This window comes from Nitrospirillum bahiense (assembly GCF_007828025.1).
GTDB lineage: Bacteria > Pseudomonadota > Alphaproteobacteria > Azospirillales > Azospirillaceae > Nitrospirillum > Nitrospirillum amazonense.
This window is the reverse complement of the sequence record NZ_VITO01000023.1, coordinates 1-13,180: the sequence shown is the minus strand read 5'-3', so window position 1 is coordinate 13,180 and position 13,180 is coordinate 1. Positions and strand designations below refer to the sequence as shown.

The 13,180-nt window shown below is 64.8% G+C and carries 13 protein-coding genes; 9 read left to right on the top strand and 4 right to left on the bottom strand.

Going from position 1 to position 13,180, the window contains the following annotated elements; genetic code table 11:
* Positions 1-127: 127 nt before the first annotated feature.
* Both FBZ88_RS24805 and FBZ88_RS24800 read right to left on the bottom strand, forming a co-directional pair.
* Complete coding sequence (locus FBZ88_RS24805; RefSeq protein WP_145619745.1) at positions 128-619, bottom strand: DUF2244 domain-containing protein; 492 nt, start codon at positions 617-619, stop codon at positions 128-130.
* 96 nt (positions 620-715) lie between these two features.
* Positions 716-1,480: an SDR family oxidoreductase gene (locus FBZ88_RS24800; protein ID WP_145619744.1), complete on the bottom strand. Its 765-nt coding sequence runs from the start codon at positions 1,478-1,480 to the stop codon at positions 716-718.
* 136 nt (positions 1,481-1,616) lie between these two features.
* On the opposite strand from FBZ88_RS24800, the gene FBZ88_RS24795 reads away from it, so the two are divergent.
* Both FBZ88_RS24795 and nth read left to right on the top strand, forming a co-directional pair.
* Positions 1,617-2,528 carry a LysR family transcriptional regulator gene (locus tag FBZ88_RS24795; protein ID WP_145619743.1) on the top strand — a complete coding sequence of 304 codons (912 nt, stop codon included), beginning with the start codon at positions 1,617-1,619 and terminating at the stop codon, positions 2,526-2,528.
* 175 nt (positions 2,529-2,703) lie between these two features.
* The gene (nth, locus tag FBZ88_RS24790; RefSeq protein ID WP_088870468.1) at positions 2,704-3,345 is read left to right on the top strand and encodes an endonuclease III; all 642 of its coding nucleotides are present in this window, start codon (positions 2,704-2,706) and stop codon (positions 3,343-3,345) included.
* A 69-nt stretch (positions 3,346-3,414) separates the two neighbouring features.
* Here the strand turns inward: nth and FBZ88_RS24785 are convergent, their stop codons facing one another.
* Together FBZ88_RS24785 and FBZ88_RS24780 are read right to left on the bottom strand one after the other, a co-directional pair.
* A complete protein-coding gene (locus FBZ88_RS24785) occupies positions 3,415-4,059 on the bottom strand; it encodes a bactofilin family protein (protein WP_145619742.1) in 645 nt (214 codons plus the stop codon).
* Between the two features lie 274 nt (positions 4,060-4,333).
* Complete coding sequence (locus FBZ88_RS24780; RefSeq protein WP_145619741.1) at positions 4,334-5,038, bottom strand: EI24 domain-containing protein; 705 nt, start codon at positions 5,036-5,038, stop codon at positions 4,334-4,336.
* A gap of 94 nt (positions 5,039-5,132) precedes the next feature.
* On the opposite strand from FBZ88_RS24780, the gene FBZ88_RS24775 reads away from it, so the two are divergent.
* The 7 genes from FBZ88_RS24775 to FBZ88_RS24745 all read left to right on the top strand — a co-directional run bounded on the left by FBZ88_RS24775 (position 5,133) and on the right by FBZ88_RS24745 (position 13,081).
* The gene (locus FBZ88_RS24775) at positions 5,133-6,113 is read left to right on the top strand and encodes an adenosine kinase (RefSeq protein WP_145619740.1); all 981 of its coding nucleotides are present in this window, start codon (positions 5,133-5,135) and stop codon (positions 6,111-6,113) included.
* A gap of 192 nt (positions 6,114-6,305) precedes the next feature.
* Positions 6,306-6,839: an inorganic diphosphatase gene (ppa, locus tag FBZ88_RS24770; protein ID WP_004271346.1), complete on the top strand. Its 534-nt coding sequence runs from the start codon at positions 6,306-6,308 to the stop codon at positions 6,837-6,839.
* 163 nt (positions 6,840-7,002) lie between these two features.
* The gene (locus tag FBZ88_RS24765; RefSeq protein WP_145619739.1) at positions 7,003-7,218 is read left to right on the top strand and encodes a hypothetical protein; all 216 of its coding nucleotides are present in this window, start codon (positions 7,003-7,005) and stop codon (positions 7,216-7,218) included.
* Positions 7,219-7,263: 45 nt separating this feature from the next.
* Positions 7,264-7,509: a type II toxin-antitoxin system RelE/ParE family toxin gene (locus FBZ88_RS24760; protein ID WP_145619738.1), complete on the top strand. Its 246-nt coding sequence runs from the start codon at positions 7,264-7,266 to the stop codon at positions 7,507-7,509.
* Positions 7,510-7,718: 209 nt separating this feature from the next.
* Positions 7,719-10,442, top strand: a complete 2,724-nt coding sequence (locus FBZ88_RS24755; protein ID WP_145619737.1) for a bifunctional acetate--CoA ligase family protein/GNAT family N-acetyltransferase — start codon at positions 7,719-7,721, stop codon at positions 10,440-10,442.
* A gap of 234 nt (positions 10,443-10,676) precedes the next feature.
* Positions 10,677-12,683, top strand: a complete 2,007-nt coding sequence (locus FBZ88_RS24750) for an acyltransferase family protein (protein ID WP_186464590.1) — start codon at positions 10,677-10,679, stop codon at positions 12,681-12,683.
* A gap of 101 nt (positions 12,684-12,784) precedes the next feature.
* Positions 12,785-13,081, top strand: a complete 297-nt coding sequence (locus FBZ88_RS24745; RefSeq protein ID WP_145619735.1) for a hypothetical protein — start codon at positions 12,785-12,787, stop codon at positions 13,079-13,081.
* Positions 13,082-13,180 lie beyond the last annotated feature (99 nt).

The following is a 13,180-nucleotide window of genomic DNA, read 5'->3' as shown; positions in this document are numbered from 1 at the left end:
CCACCGCGAAGGAGCGAAGCGACAAGGCCGCGACCGCGGCCGCCGGAGGTTTCCGGGCAGCGGAGCGGACTGGAAACTGAGGATAAGCCCAAGCCAGCGGATGCTGGCGCCCGGCGCCTGAGGGACGCTAAACCAAGCCTTGGCGATGTTTCGCCAGGGCTTGGTTGAGGACGCTGGCCACCTGCACCCGCTCCTCCATCGGCAGGAAGGCGCCCACCACCAGACGCCTGCCGTGGCTGGTCAGCACCACCTGGCTGTCGTGTTGGGCGGGATCGTCCATGTGGACGCGCAGCCAATAGGGGATGAAGGACCAGCTGCGGCTGGGGCGGCGGGGTTCCACCCGCTCCACGGTCAGGGCCTGGTCGGTCAGTTCCACCCGCTCATACAGCCGGGCGGAACGGTAGCTGGCGCGGAAGGCCAGGTAGATCACCAGCACGTCCACGCCGCAGAAACCGATGACCGGCCAGGCGCCGCGCAGGAAGAAGACCAGGCCCACGCCGAAGCTGACCGCCGCCACCAGCCCCATGAGGATGCGGAACCCCTTCGGCGACAGGCTGCGGTGGGGCCGCAGGATGACGCTGAGCCAGGTCTGCCTCAGGGTGGTTTCGTCATGGATCATGGACAAAACAGTAGGGCGGCCTCACCACCCGGTAAAGGCCGCCCCATGCAGGGCGTCAGGCCCCGGTCATGCTGTCCGCGCTTGGGTACGCACACCTTAGCTACGGGTTATCGAAATGCCGCCGTCCACCAGCTGGGCCGTGCCGGTGACGAAGGACGAGTCGTCCGACGCCAGGTAGAGGACGGCGCGGGCCAGTTCCTCCGGCTGGCCGGCACGGCGCAAGGCGTGGGCGTTGTTCACCCAGTCGCGCTTCTCCGCCGTGTCGTTGGCGGCGTGGTACATCTCGGTCTCCACGGCCCCCGGCAGCACGGCGTTGACCCGCACGCCCTGGGGGCCGAACTCGGCGGCCAGCGCCTGGGTCAGGCCGATCAGGCCAGACTTGCTGGCGGCGTAGGCGGCCAGGCCCGGGAAAGCGAAGGTGTGGCCGACGAAGGTGGAGGTGAAGACCACCGAACCACCGCCGTTCTTCGTCATCTGGGCGATCTGGTGTTTGGCGCCCAGGAAAGGACCGGTCAGGTTCACGGCCAGGGTGTTGGCCCAACCGGCCTCGCTCACGCCGGTGCTGGGGCCTGTCTCACCCAGGGTGCCGGCGTTGTTGAAGGCGATGTCCAGGCGGCCGAAACGTTCCACCGCCAGGGTCACCAGGGCCCGGTTATAGTCCTCATGCTGGACGTCGCCGGCCAGCGCCGCGGCCTGGCCGCCGGCGGCGGTGATCTCAGCCACCAGGCTGTCCAGTTCCGCCTGGCGGCGGGCGCCGACCACGACCTTGGCGCCTTCCGCGGCGAACAGCTTGGCGGTGGCGCGACCGATGCCCGAGCTGGCGCCGGTGACGAGGGCGACCTTGTTCTGCAAACGAGCCATTTTTCTCTCCGATGCTGGGGTCGGCGCGACGGTCGCGCCGCTGACAGACAAAGGTTTACCTTTCAGCGACGCTTGCATCGATGGGGCGAAAGTGACCTTATGATTCATCTTTCCTGAATAATGACAAGGGTGCCCCATGGATAGGCTGCGCGCGTTCGAGGTGTTCGCCACGGTGGTGGCCCGGGGTGGCTTCGCTAAGGCGGCGGACGCCCTGAACACCTCCCCCGCCAACGTCACCCGCTATGTCAACGAGCTGGAGACCTACCTGGGCAGCCGGCTGCTGAACCGCACCTCGCGCCGGCTGTCATTGACCGAGGCGGGGGAGGCGCTGTACGAGCGCGCCCAGACCATCCTGGAAGAGGTGGCGGAGGCGGAGGCGCTGGCATCCGCCACCACACTGAAGCCCCGGGGGCGGCTGCGGGTGAACGCGCCGTTGAGCTTCGGCATCCGCCACCTGGCACCGCTGTGGCCCCGCTTCATGGCGCAGTATCCCGACGTGCTGCTGGACATCGCCCTGACCGACCGGGTGGTGGACATGGTGGAAGAGGGCTTCGACCTGGGCATCCGCATCTCGCGCGGCGGGTCGCCCACCTATGCCGCGCGCAAGCTGGCCACCTCCCGCAACGTGCTGTGCGCGGCGCCCGACTACCTGGCCAGCCACGGCGTGCCAAAGACGCCGGACTGCCTGGCCAGCCACGTGCGCGTCGCCTACAGCTATACCGGCGTGCCCGAGGATTGGGTGTTGCTGGACCCGGAGGGCAAGCCCGTCACCGTGCGCATCCCCATCCGCCTGATGACCAACAACGGCGACACCGCCCGCGCGGCGGCCCTGGCGGGACAGGGCATCATCTGGCAACCCACCTTCCTGATCGGCGACGATCTGCGCGCCGGCCGCCTGGTGCCGGTGCTGCCGGACCACCGCATCCCCGACATCGACATCCTGGCCGTTTACCCCAGCCGCCGCCATGTCAGCGCCAAGGTCCGCGCCCTGATCGACTTCCTGGCCGACGCCTTCCACGGCACCCCTGCGTGGGAGTGCCCCGCTTGATCCGCCCGCCCCGCCACCCGTAGATTTGCCGGCCCGCCGCACGACTGGGCAGTGCAGCACCGCCACGCCCTTTAACCCTAGGCCGCGACTGCGGCCGCCGGAGCGAGTACCGAAGGGCGCAGCGAGGATGAGCCAAGGCTGCGGACGCAGCCGCCGGCGTCTGAGGAACAAGAATATGAAACGCGCGAACATCGAGGAATTCTTCCGCCGGCTGGCGGAGCGGGATCCGGAACCGAAGACGGAACTGGAGTATGTGAACCCCTACACCCTGCTGGTGGCGGTGGTGCTGTCGGCCCAGGCCACGGACGTGGGCGTGAACAAGGCGACCAAGGCGCTGTTCAAGATCGCCGACAACCCGGCGGCCATGGTGGCGCTGGGCGAGGCCACGGTGCGGGACCATGTGAAGACCATCGGCCTGTACAAGACCAAGGCCGCCAACGTCATCCGCCTGTCGGAAATCCTGCTGGAGAAGCACGGCGGCCAGGTGCCGCGCAAGCGCGAGGATTTGGAGGAACTGCCGGGCGTGGGCCGCAAGACGGCCAACGTGGTGCTGAACGTGGCCTTCGGCGAGCCGACCATCGCCGTCGATACCCATATCTTCCGCGTGTCCAACCGCACCGGCCTGGCACCGGGCAAGACGGTGGAGGCGGTGGAGGAGAAGCTAGTGAAGGTGGTGCCCAAGGCTTACCGACTGCACGCCCACCACTGGCTGATCCTGCACGGCCGCTATATCTGCAAGGCGCGCAAGCCCGACTGCGCCGTGTGCAGCGTCATCGACCTATGCGCCTATGAGGCCAAGACGGTACTGACGGCTTAAGTCGTTTCGGAAATGAAACGGGCCAGTCCCCTGAAGGACCGGCCCATAAAATCAGGCGGGCGGCGAGGCTTACTCCTCAGTGCCCGTAGCCACCACGGCCTCGACTTCCTTCACCGGGCGGGCCCGGGATTCGCCGGTCAGCGTCTCGATGGTGCCGACCAGCAGGCCGCCCTGTTCCACTTCCAGCACGCCGTAGCGGATGTTGCCCTGGATGCGGCCGGTGGAGCGGACACGCAGGGTGCCGCGCACGGAGATATCGCCTTCGAAACGACCGCCGATATCAGCCTCGTCGATCTCGACCGAGCCCTTGAACAGGCCGCTGTCGGTCACCTCGATGGCGCGGCCCTCGCGCAGCTTGGCCTCCACCGTGCCTTCGACCACCAGGATGTCGCAGGCGGCGATTTCACCGGACAGGGAAATCTCACGGCCGACGATCAGTTTGCGCATGTCGTTGGTAGGCAAGGGGGCATTTCCTTCAGTACCGGTGGGGGCGACGCGCCGGGGCGGCGTGCCGGGAATTTCCACGACACGACGGGGAATGTCACTACGAAAACCACCGGTGGCCGCGCCGGCCGGCGCCGGGGTCGCGGGGGTGGCCGGCACCGGCGTGGCGCCAGCGCCCAAGCCGCCGCCGCCAAGGCCGCTGTTCCCCAGGCCGAGCGAAGGCTGACCCGGCGTCGGTGTGGGGCCGGGCGTCGGCGTCTTGAATTGCATATCGATCCCCTTGTCTAAGGGCCCCCTGCTGGCCGCGGCCAGATTGGATGGAGGCTCCGGTTCGGAAACGGGTTCCACGGCCGGGGGGGCCGGGGGCGTGGGCTCAGCCACCGGAACAGGCGTGCGAAGGTCGGCCGGCTTGGCCGGGTCGCCACCAACGGGGCCCAGGTTCGGTCGGTTACGTCGGAACATCGGCGTTGTCCCCAAATCTTCGTGTCGCGCGGCCGGCCCGGCCCCGTTCGGGAGCCGGACAAGTCGTTGAAGGTCGTTCTTTTTATGAGTTCGCCCGGGATGCGACCGGCAGCGGACTTCGCGTTCCGCCTGTGGGCAGGAAACCGCCGAACAGGTGGAGCATGAAGGCCGTCGCCAGAACCGGCGCGAACAGATTCACAACAGGCAGCAAGGAAATAAAGGCAATAATGAGGCCTGCGCAAAAAATTCGCCCCCTATAGCGCAGACGGAGTAGACGCGCCTGGTCGGGGGGCATGCGGCGCACCGCCACCTGGTCGAAATACTGGCGCCCCAGCAGGAAACCGTTGGCCAGCGGATAGGCCACGGCACCCACCGGCGGCAAAAGCCACAAGGGCAGCACGGCAACGTTGACGATGACCAGCAGAACTGTGAACCGCAGGGCGATGGCGGCCTCTTCCATCACGCCGGCGTCGCGCGGCGGCGGCAGGGTGGGGTACCACCGACGCTCTACGGCGCGGGCCACCGGCTCCAGCAGCATGCCGGCGATGGCCGCCACCACAACCAGGAAGAAGTACCAGGCGAGCGCCACGACACCCAGGGCGCCCGCCACCGTGATCAGGGGATCCAGCCAGGCCTTGCCCGTGGGATGCAGGCGGTCCAGCCCCCAGGACACGGCCACCCCCAGCACGATGAACGACAGCAGCGTCAGGATGAAGGAACGCGCCATCACCCGCAGCAGGGCGGGATCGAAGGCTTGGGCCAGGGTGCGGAACAGGGCGCGGATCATCTCAGCATCCTAGGTAGTATGCCCCCGCGCTTGCCGCAAGCGGCCCCATCTCTATACTGCGGCCCCAAGTTTTCGCCGATCCGGAGGATTTTAAGTGACGGCTGAATTGGATGTGGTTGGGATCGGCAACGCGATCGTCGACGTGATCACGCAGACGACCGACATTTTCCTGGCGGACAACCGCCTGGACAAGAACAGCATGCGCCTGATCGACACGGCCGAGGCCGAGGCGCTGTACGCCAAGATGGGCCAGGGCATGGAGATGTCGGGCGGTTCCGCCGGCAACACCATGGCCGGCATCGCCATGCTGGGCGGCAAGGGCGCCTTCATCGGCAAGGTGGCGGGCGACCAGCTGGGCCAGGTCTACCGCCACGACATCGAGGCGGTGGGCTCGCGCTTCGTCACCACCGACCTGGCCGACGGCACGCCCACGGGGCGCTGCCTGATCCTGGTGACGCCGGACGCCGCGCGCACCATGAACACCTACCTGGGCGCCGCCGTGCGACTGACGCCGGCCGACATCGACGAGGCGCTGATCGCCTCCGCCCAGGTCACCTACATGGAAGGCTACCTCTGGGATCCGCCGGCCGCCAAAGAGGCCTTCCTGAAGGCGGCGTCGGCCGCCCATGGCGCCGGCCGCAAGGTGTCGCTGTCCCTGTCCGACGCCTTCTGCGTGAACCGCCACCTGGATAGCTTCCGCGACCTGGTGGCCGGCCATGTCGACGTGCTGTTCGCCAATGAGGCGGAGATCACCGCGCTGTACGGCACCGACTTCGACGCCGCGGTGCAGGCGGTGCGCGGCCAGGTGGCCGTGGCGGCGCTGACCCGCAGCGAGAAGGGCGCCGTCATCGTCACGCCGGAGGAGATCGTCACCGTGCCGGCCGCCCCGGTGGCCAAGGTGGTGGATACCACCGGCGCCGGCGACCTGTTCGCCTCGGGTTTCCTCTACGGCTATACCCGGGGCCGCGACATGGCCGCCTGCGGCGCCATGGGCGCCATTTGCGCGGCCGAGATCATCAGCCACTACGGCGCGCGCTCGCAGGCCGACCTGCGCCAGCTGGTGGCGGGCATCTGAGCGGGCCCGCTTTCCAAGGGAATGGCGGTTGCGGATGGGCGTTCCCGCATGGGCGCCCATCCGGCGCCGCTATCCTTTGCCCGCTTTTTTTCGCAGGTGCACTCGCATAGACTGCGCCGCGCCGGGCACCCCTTCGGGCCCCGAACCCATCATCACGGTTCAACCGTTTGTCGTGACGCAAAGGCAACTTCCATGGACATGAGCAAGATCCCGGTCGGCAAGAACGCCCCGTGGGACATCAACGTCGTCATCGAGATCCCGCAGGGCGGTCAGCCGGTGAAGTACGAGGTGGACAAGGACTCGGGCGCCATCTACGTCGACCGCTTCCTGCACACCGCCATGTACTACCCGGCCAACTACGGCTTCGTGCCCCACACCCTGTCGGGCGACGGCGACCCGGCCGACGTGCTGGTGGTCAGCAACACCCCGGTGGTCCCGGGCGTGGTGCTGCGCTCGCGCCCCATCGGCGTGCTGCTGATGGAGGACGAGGCCGGCATGGATGAGAAGATCCTGGCCGTGCCGGTGGACAAGCTGCACAGCTTCTACACCAACGTCAGCAGCTACAAGGACCTGCCGGAGATCCTGGTGGAGCAGATCGCCCACTTCTTCGAGCACTACAAGGACCTGGAGAAGGGCAAGTGGGTGCGCATCGTCCGCTGGGGCGACGCCGACGAGGCCGCCAAGATGATCAGCGACGCCATGGAGCGCTATAACGCCCAGAAGTAAGCGTTCCACGTTGATCCTCGATCGTGTTTTTTCTGAGCCGCCGGAAGCAATTCCGACGGCTCAGCTGTTTCTGGAGCGCTCATTCGCAACCTCGTCACGAGGATATGCATTGGGGTAGTATCCAATGAAAGACATGCCATATGAGTCCGGCAAGGAGATGACCATGGCTGGCAGCAAGGCAGCGGCATCGCGGACATCACAAGCTGGCGCGACGCAGCGCCAGTTCGCGCACGAGGCTGAGCTGCTGCGCGAAGGTCTCGAGGATATGGCCACCGGTCGCTTTATCGAGGATGATGAAGTGGATGCTTGGCTTAATCGTCTCGTCCAAGGTGAAGACCTGGATATTCAACCACCACAAAAGCCGCTGAAACGCCGCTAAGGCCGCAGCCTCACCGTGGTGCCTTCTTCCCGAAGAAAACTTATCATGACTTACGCCGCAAATCGGGATTTGGCGGCTGCCCGCGATTGGCTACAGCAGCCGGGAGCCGGTGTCGCGGCCGAGAACCGGCTTATCCGGATCAGCGCCGCCATCAAGGAACTGAAGACCGCTCCCTGCCGATGGCCTGTGGGCGATCACGCCGGCATCCGTGAGCGTCCGGTGGAGGGCTATCTGGTGATGTACCGGGTCGAACCTGATACGGACAACAATCAGACGGCCGGCAACGTTTGAATCTTGCGTGTCTTCGGTCCCTTCCAAAATCGGGAAGCCACCTGACCTATCGCCAAGGAGTGCCGCACCAGCCTTGGTCGGGGGCGCCGTTGCGGCTAGGCTGGCGGAAAGCTTGAGACATGTCATGGCCGTGCCACCGGGCGCTGCTATGGTCGGCCCTCAAGCCCAATCCGGCATCGGGGAACGGCAGAGGACAGAAGGAAGGCCATATGACCATCCGCAACCTGCACCACCTGTTCAAGCCGTCATCCATCGCCCTGATCGGCGCCAGCCGCCGCCCCCACACCGTGGGCGCGGTGGTGGCCCGCAACCTGTTCGCCGGTGGTTTCGACGGCCCCATCATGCCGGTGAACCCGCAGGAACGCTCCATCGAGGGGGTGCTCACCTATCCCGACGTGGCGTCGCTGCCCGTGGTGCCGGATCTGGCCGTCATCTGCACCCCGCCCTCCACCGTGCCGGAGCTGATCCGCCAGCTGGGCGAGCGCGGCACCAAAGCCGCCGTGGTCATCACCGCCGGCTTCGCCGAGCTGGGGGAGGCGGGCAAGGCCCTGCAGCAACAGGTGCTGGACGCCGCCAAGCCGCATCTGCTGCGCGTGGTCGGGCCCAACTGCCTGGGCGTCATGGCGCCCGGCAACGGCCTGAACGCCAGCTTCGTCCACGTGCCGCCGCTGAGGGGCGACATCGCCCTGCTGGCGCAGAGCGGCGCCGTCGTGACCTCGGTCGTCGACTGGGCCACGCCGCGCGGCATCGGCTTTTCCCACCTGGTGTCGCTGGGCGGCATGGCCGACGTGGATTTCGGCGACCTGTTGGACTTCATGGCCCAAGACGGGCACACGCGCGCCATCCTGCTGTATGTCGAGGCCATCGCCCATGCCCGCAAGTTCATGTCGGCCGCCCGCGCGGCGTCGCGGTCCAAGCCTGTCATCGTCATCAAGGCCGGCCGGTCGGACGAGGCGGCGCGCGCCGCCAGTTCCCACACCGGCTCGCTGGCCGGCGCCGACGCCATTTACGATGCCGCCTTCCGCCGCGCCGGCATGCTGCGCGTGGGGGAATTGAGCGAATTGTTCGACGCGGTGGAGACGCTGGCCACCGGCGTGCAGATCAAGGGCGACCGCCTGGCCATCCTGACCAACGGTGGCGGCATGGGCGTGCTGGCCGCCGACAGCCTGATCGAGCAGGGCGGCCGCCTGGCCCAGCTGTCGCCGGAGGCCATCGCCAAGCTGGACAACCTGCTGCCCCCGACCTGGAGCCACGGCAACCCCATCAACCTGCTGGGCGACGCCAACGGCAAGCGCTATGCCGACGCCCTGGCGGTGCTGCTGGAGGAGAAGGGCTGCGACGCCATCCTGGTCATGAACTGCCCCACCGCCGTCGCCGACAGTGGGGAGGCGGCACGCGCCGTCATCGATACCCTGCGCGGCAAGCGCTTCCCCGTGCTGGCCAACTGGCTGGGTGAGGGGGCGGCGGTGGAGGCGCGGCGCCTGTTCGCCGCCAACCGCATCCCCAGCTACCAGACCCCGGACGAGGCCATTCGCGCCTTCATGCACCTGGTGCGCTACCGCCGGAACCAGGATGAGCTGATGGAGGTGCCGTCCACCGTGCCGGACCAGTTCGTGTATGACGGTGTGGCGGCCCGCGTCCCCATCGAGCAGGCCCTGGCCGAGGGCCGCGCTTGGCTGTCGGAGTACGAGGCCAAGCAGGTCTTGCGCGCCTATGGCATCCCGGTGGTGGAGACGGTGACCGCCGCCAACCCCGAGGAGGCGGAGGCGGCCGCCCGCCGGCTGGCCATGCCGGGCCGGAACAGCCGGCTGGCCCTGAAGATCCTGTCGCCCGACATCACCCACAAGTCGGACCTGGGCGGCGTGGCCCTGAACCTGGCGCCCGACGAGGTGCGGCTGGAGGCGGAGGCCATGCTGGCCCGCATCCGCGCGGCAGCCCCCGGCACCCGCATCGAAGGCTTCACCGTGCAGCAGATGGCCCACATGCCGGGGGCGGTGGAGCTGATCGTGGGCATGACCGACGATCGGCTGTTCGGCCCCGTGCTGGTGTTCGGCCAGGGCGGCACGGAGGTGGAGGTGGTGCAGGACAAGGCGCTGGCCCTGCCGCCGCTGAACATGAACCTGGCGCGCGACATGATGGCCCGCACCCGCGTCCACAAGCTGCTGCAGGGCTATCGCCACCGGCCGCCGGCCGACCTGACGGCCATCGCCCTGACGCTGAACAAGGTGTCGCAACTGGTCATCGACTTCCCCGAGATCCAGGAACTGGACATCAATCCGCTGTACGCCGGGGCGGACGGCGTCATGGCCCTGGACGCCCGCATCCGCGTGGCGCCACCGCTGGAGCCGGGGGCGGCGCGCTTGGCCATCCGCGCCTATCCGAAGCGGCTGGAGCAGCATGTCCAAATCCATGATGGGCGCGAGTTCCTCATCCGGCCCATACGGCCGGAGGATGAGCCGCTGATCCATGACATGATCGCCCGCACCGCCATCGAGGACATCCGCCTGCGCTTCTTCGCGCCCATGCGACGCCTGTCGCGCGCCATGGCCGCCCGCCTGACCCAGATCGACTATGACCGCGAGATGGCCCTGGTCGCCATCGCCCCCGACCCGGCGCCACCAGCGGCCGAAGGGTCGGATTTGCGCCCGGGCGACGAGGCCATCTTCGGCACCGTACGCATCACCGCCGACCCGGACAACGAGAAGGCGGAATACGCCGTCCTGGTGCGCAGCGACATGAAGGGCAAGGGCCTGGGCTATCTGCTGATGACCCGCATCCTGGACTACGCCCGCACCCGCGGCATCCGCGAGGTGTTCGGCGAAGTGCTGCGCGAAAACGTCACCATGCTGCAGATGTGCCGCGACCTGGGCTTCAAGCAGACCGACTATCCGGACGACCCGGGCATTGTCGAGGTGCATTACACATTCGGTTGAGCCTTTGGCGGCGGCCGGGCGCAGGCTTGCGCATCCATCCAGACAATCGCCGACGTCCTGTTCATCTGGTATCCCCGCCATAAAACGTGGCGCTGGATGTCCTTCAGATTGCAAATCAACTTTCCGCTTGCTCTCTCGCGCACCATATTCTAACTGGTCCACAATGGTGTTCGTAGCACCGACGTAGAGATGCAAGGTCTGATGCTTTTATTAAATGGTTGAACGATCTTCCCTTTGTCGTCTTACGAATTTTTGCAGAGTGTTTATCTATTATCTCTTTTAGAAGTTAAAGGTGTTAATTTGCAACATATCGACCAAGAAAATAGCCGCATTGGATTTCGGCCGCACGTTCAGGGATTGCGCGCAATCGCCATAATCGCCGTCGTTTTATTTCATTTTGGCGCAACAAATTTGTCTGGAGGGTTTGTTGGCGTAGATATGTTTTTTGTTATATCTGGATTTTTGATATCATTAAGCATAAATAAAGATATAGGGAATAAAAATTTCTCCATTACATCTTTTTACAAAAAGCGCGCAATTCGAATTCTTCCGGCGTCCATTTTTACAATATTTATAACTTCTATTATTTCATACAGTATTTTGGGCCCGAACCAGCTTCACGACTTCGGAAAATCAACGATATTTTCCCTGATATACGTTCCAAATATTTATTTTTATACCGCTTCGGGTTATTTCGCGCCTGCAGCCACCGATATCCCCCTCCTTCACTATTGGTCTCTGGGCGTTGAGGAACAGTTTTACCTCCTCTATCCGCCAATCACCCTGATATTGACTCGCCTTTTCCCGAAGAGATTTCCGGTTGTATTATTATTTTTATTCCTATTTTCTTTGATCGGAGAGTTGATTGTAAGAAATCATGACCCTGACGCGGCATTCTATCTGCTGCCTTTTCGGGCCTTTGAACTGTTGATTGGCTGCATACTGGCGACGGTGGCTAATAAGGTGGTCCTGGCTCCCAAAATGGTAGCGCCAATATCTTACGCCGGCCTCCTGCTGATCATCCTCAGCATGGCGCTTATCGACGAAGCCATGTCGTTCCCTGGGGTTGTCGCCCTCATTCCCTGTCTTGGCACCGCCCTCGTCATCTGGGGTGGGGAAAATGGGAAAACCGCCCTGTCCCGCTTCATCGGATCAGGGCCGTTCAAGTTCATCGGCAACATCTCCTATTCATTGTACCTGGTGCATTGGCCCGTCCTGGTATTGTGGCGGCATCTCGCACCAGGCGCGGATTCCGCGATCTATATCGCTGTCTCTTTGATCACGTGCACCTTCCTGGCGTGGCTAAGCTATCAATTCATAGAGCAGCCCTTCATAAGAAGGCGCGTCAGGGGGCAGCTCGCCCCGGCTTTGATCGTGGGCACCGCCCTACCCGTGCTCGCCTTCGGGGGCTTGGTCATCGCCAATCAAGGCTACCCGTCGCGTTTCAACGACAGCGCACGCGAGGTGATGGCCGGCAAGGACACCATTGACGCCTTCCTAAAAGGCATCAGGAAGGGAACGTGCTTCATCGACATCGACAATCACGTTTCTGATTTCGATGAGAAAAGCTGCCTGGGTCAGAAACCATCGGATCCCATTCTGTGGGGCGACAGCACGCTGGCCCATTTGTATCACGGCCTTGCTCCGCGCGCCCAGGAGTACGGCGCCACCCTGGGCCAACTGACCAGCTCAGGATGTCCGCCCATTTTGGACCTTGTGGTTCCCAAGCGGCCCAACTGTCTGGAATTCAATCATCTGGCTTTTCAGATGATCCTGTCCCACAAACCCCAACGGGTCATCCTCGGTGGCGCCTGGGTGGAAAGCATGCTGCCAGAGTTGGACAAGACCATCCTTCGCCTGAAGGAGGCCGGCGTGTCCGTCATCGTGTTGGGACCGCCTGAAATGTTTCTGAGGCCCGTGCCCACCATCCTGACAGAAAGGCGACAGAAGGGAGACCGATCCATCTTCCCCGGAAACGATCTCAATAGATCTGTTTCCAAAGACTTGGACAGTTTGCTGGCGCAGCATTTCAAGGGCGGTGAGGTACGGTATATTTCAACGACCAGCGTTGTCTGTGGGGGCGCGGAGAAATGCATCATGGCGTTGGGCGATACACCGGTTTACCTGGATTTCGTCCATTTGACGACGACCGGCTCTCTGTACTATGGGCAAAGATTGGCACCTGATCTTTTCTCTGAAACAAAGGCTTTTCTAGCCAATCACACCTTGCTCACCCCCTGATCAAGCCGGGCATCACACCCGCGCTCGGCACATGGCGGCACCAGGCCCTATACCTGAGGGCCATATTGACTTGCCCATGGAGCGGGCGTTGAGTCGTTCGCATGATTGTCCCGCCCATCACCGCCCAGGCCGTGCCGACCCCGGTACTGACGCCGCAGCAGCAGTCGCCGACGCAGAACCCGTCGTTCCTGGCGGCTGTCGCGGGCGCGCAAGGGGCGGCCAAGCCGGTGGCGACGCAGACGGCCAACGCCGCCCAGCCCACCGGCAAGTCGGAAGCCGGCAAGGACAACCGCAGCGGCACCGACACGGGCCAGTCGACCGACACCGGCGCCAACGCCGTCCGCGCCCGCAGCAGCGCCCACCCCTGGCGCGGCCAGATGCTGGACGTGACTGTTTAGTTTTCCCTCAGGCGCCGGGCGGCCACATCCGTGGCCTTGGCTATCCTTGTAACTTGAATGAGGCCGCGTCGGGTAAGCTACCAGACGCGGTGGCAGGCA

Coding starts and splice junctions, on each gene's coding strand:
- FBZ88_RS24805 (WP_145619745.1), bottom strand. CDS start 619: ATGATCCATGACGAAACCACCCTGAGGCAGACCTGGCTCAGCGTCATC.
- FBZ88_RS24800 (WP_145619744.1), bottom strand. CDS start 1,480: ATGGCTCGTTTGCAGAACAAGGTCGCCCTCGTCACCGGCGCCAGCTCG.
- FBZ88_RS24795 (WP_145619743.1), top strand. CDS start 1,617: ATGGATAGGCTGCGCGCGTTCGAGGTGTTCGCCACGGTGGTGGCCCGG.
- nth (WP_088870468.1), top strand. CDS start 2,704: ATGAAACGCGCGAACATCGAGGAATTCTTCCGCCGGCTGGCGGAGCGG.
- FBZ88_RS24785 (WP_145619742.1), bottom strand. CDS start 4,059: ATGCAATTCAAGACGCCGACGCCCGGCCCCACACCGACGCCGGGTCAG.
- FBZ88_RS24780 (WP_145619741.1), bottom strand. CDS start 5,038: ATGATCCGCGCCCTGTTCCGCACCCTGGCCCAAGCCTTCGATCCCGCC.
- ppa (WP_004271346.1), top strand. CDS start 6,306: ATGGACATGAGCAAGATCCCGGTCGGCAAGAACGCCCCGTGGGACATC.
- FBZ88_RS24765 (WP_145619739.1), top strand. CDS start 7,003: ATGGCTGGCAGCAAGGCAGCGGCATCGCGGACATCACAAGCTGGCGCG.
- FBZ88_RS24760 (WP_145619738.1), top strand. CDS start 7,264: ATGACTTACGCCGCAAATCGGGATTTGGCGGCTGCCCGCGATTGGCTA.
- FBZ88_RS24755 (WP_145619737.1), top strand. CDS start 7,719: ATGACCATCCGCAACCTGCACCACCTGTTCAAGCCGTCATCCATCGCC.
- FBZ88_RS24745 (WP_145619735.1), top strand. CDS start 12,785: ATGATTGTCCCGCCCATCACCGCCCAGGCCGTGCCGACCCCGGTACTG.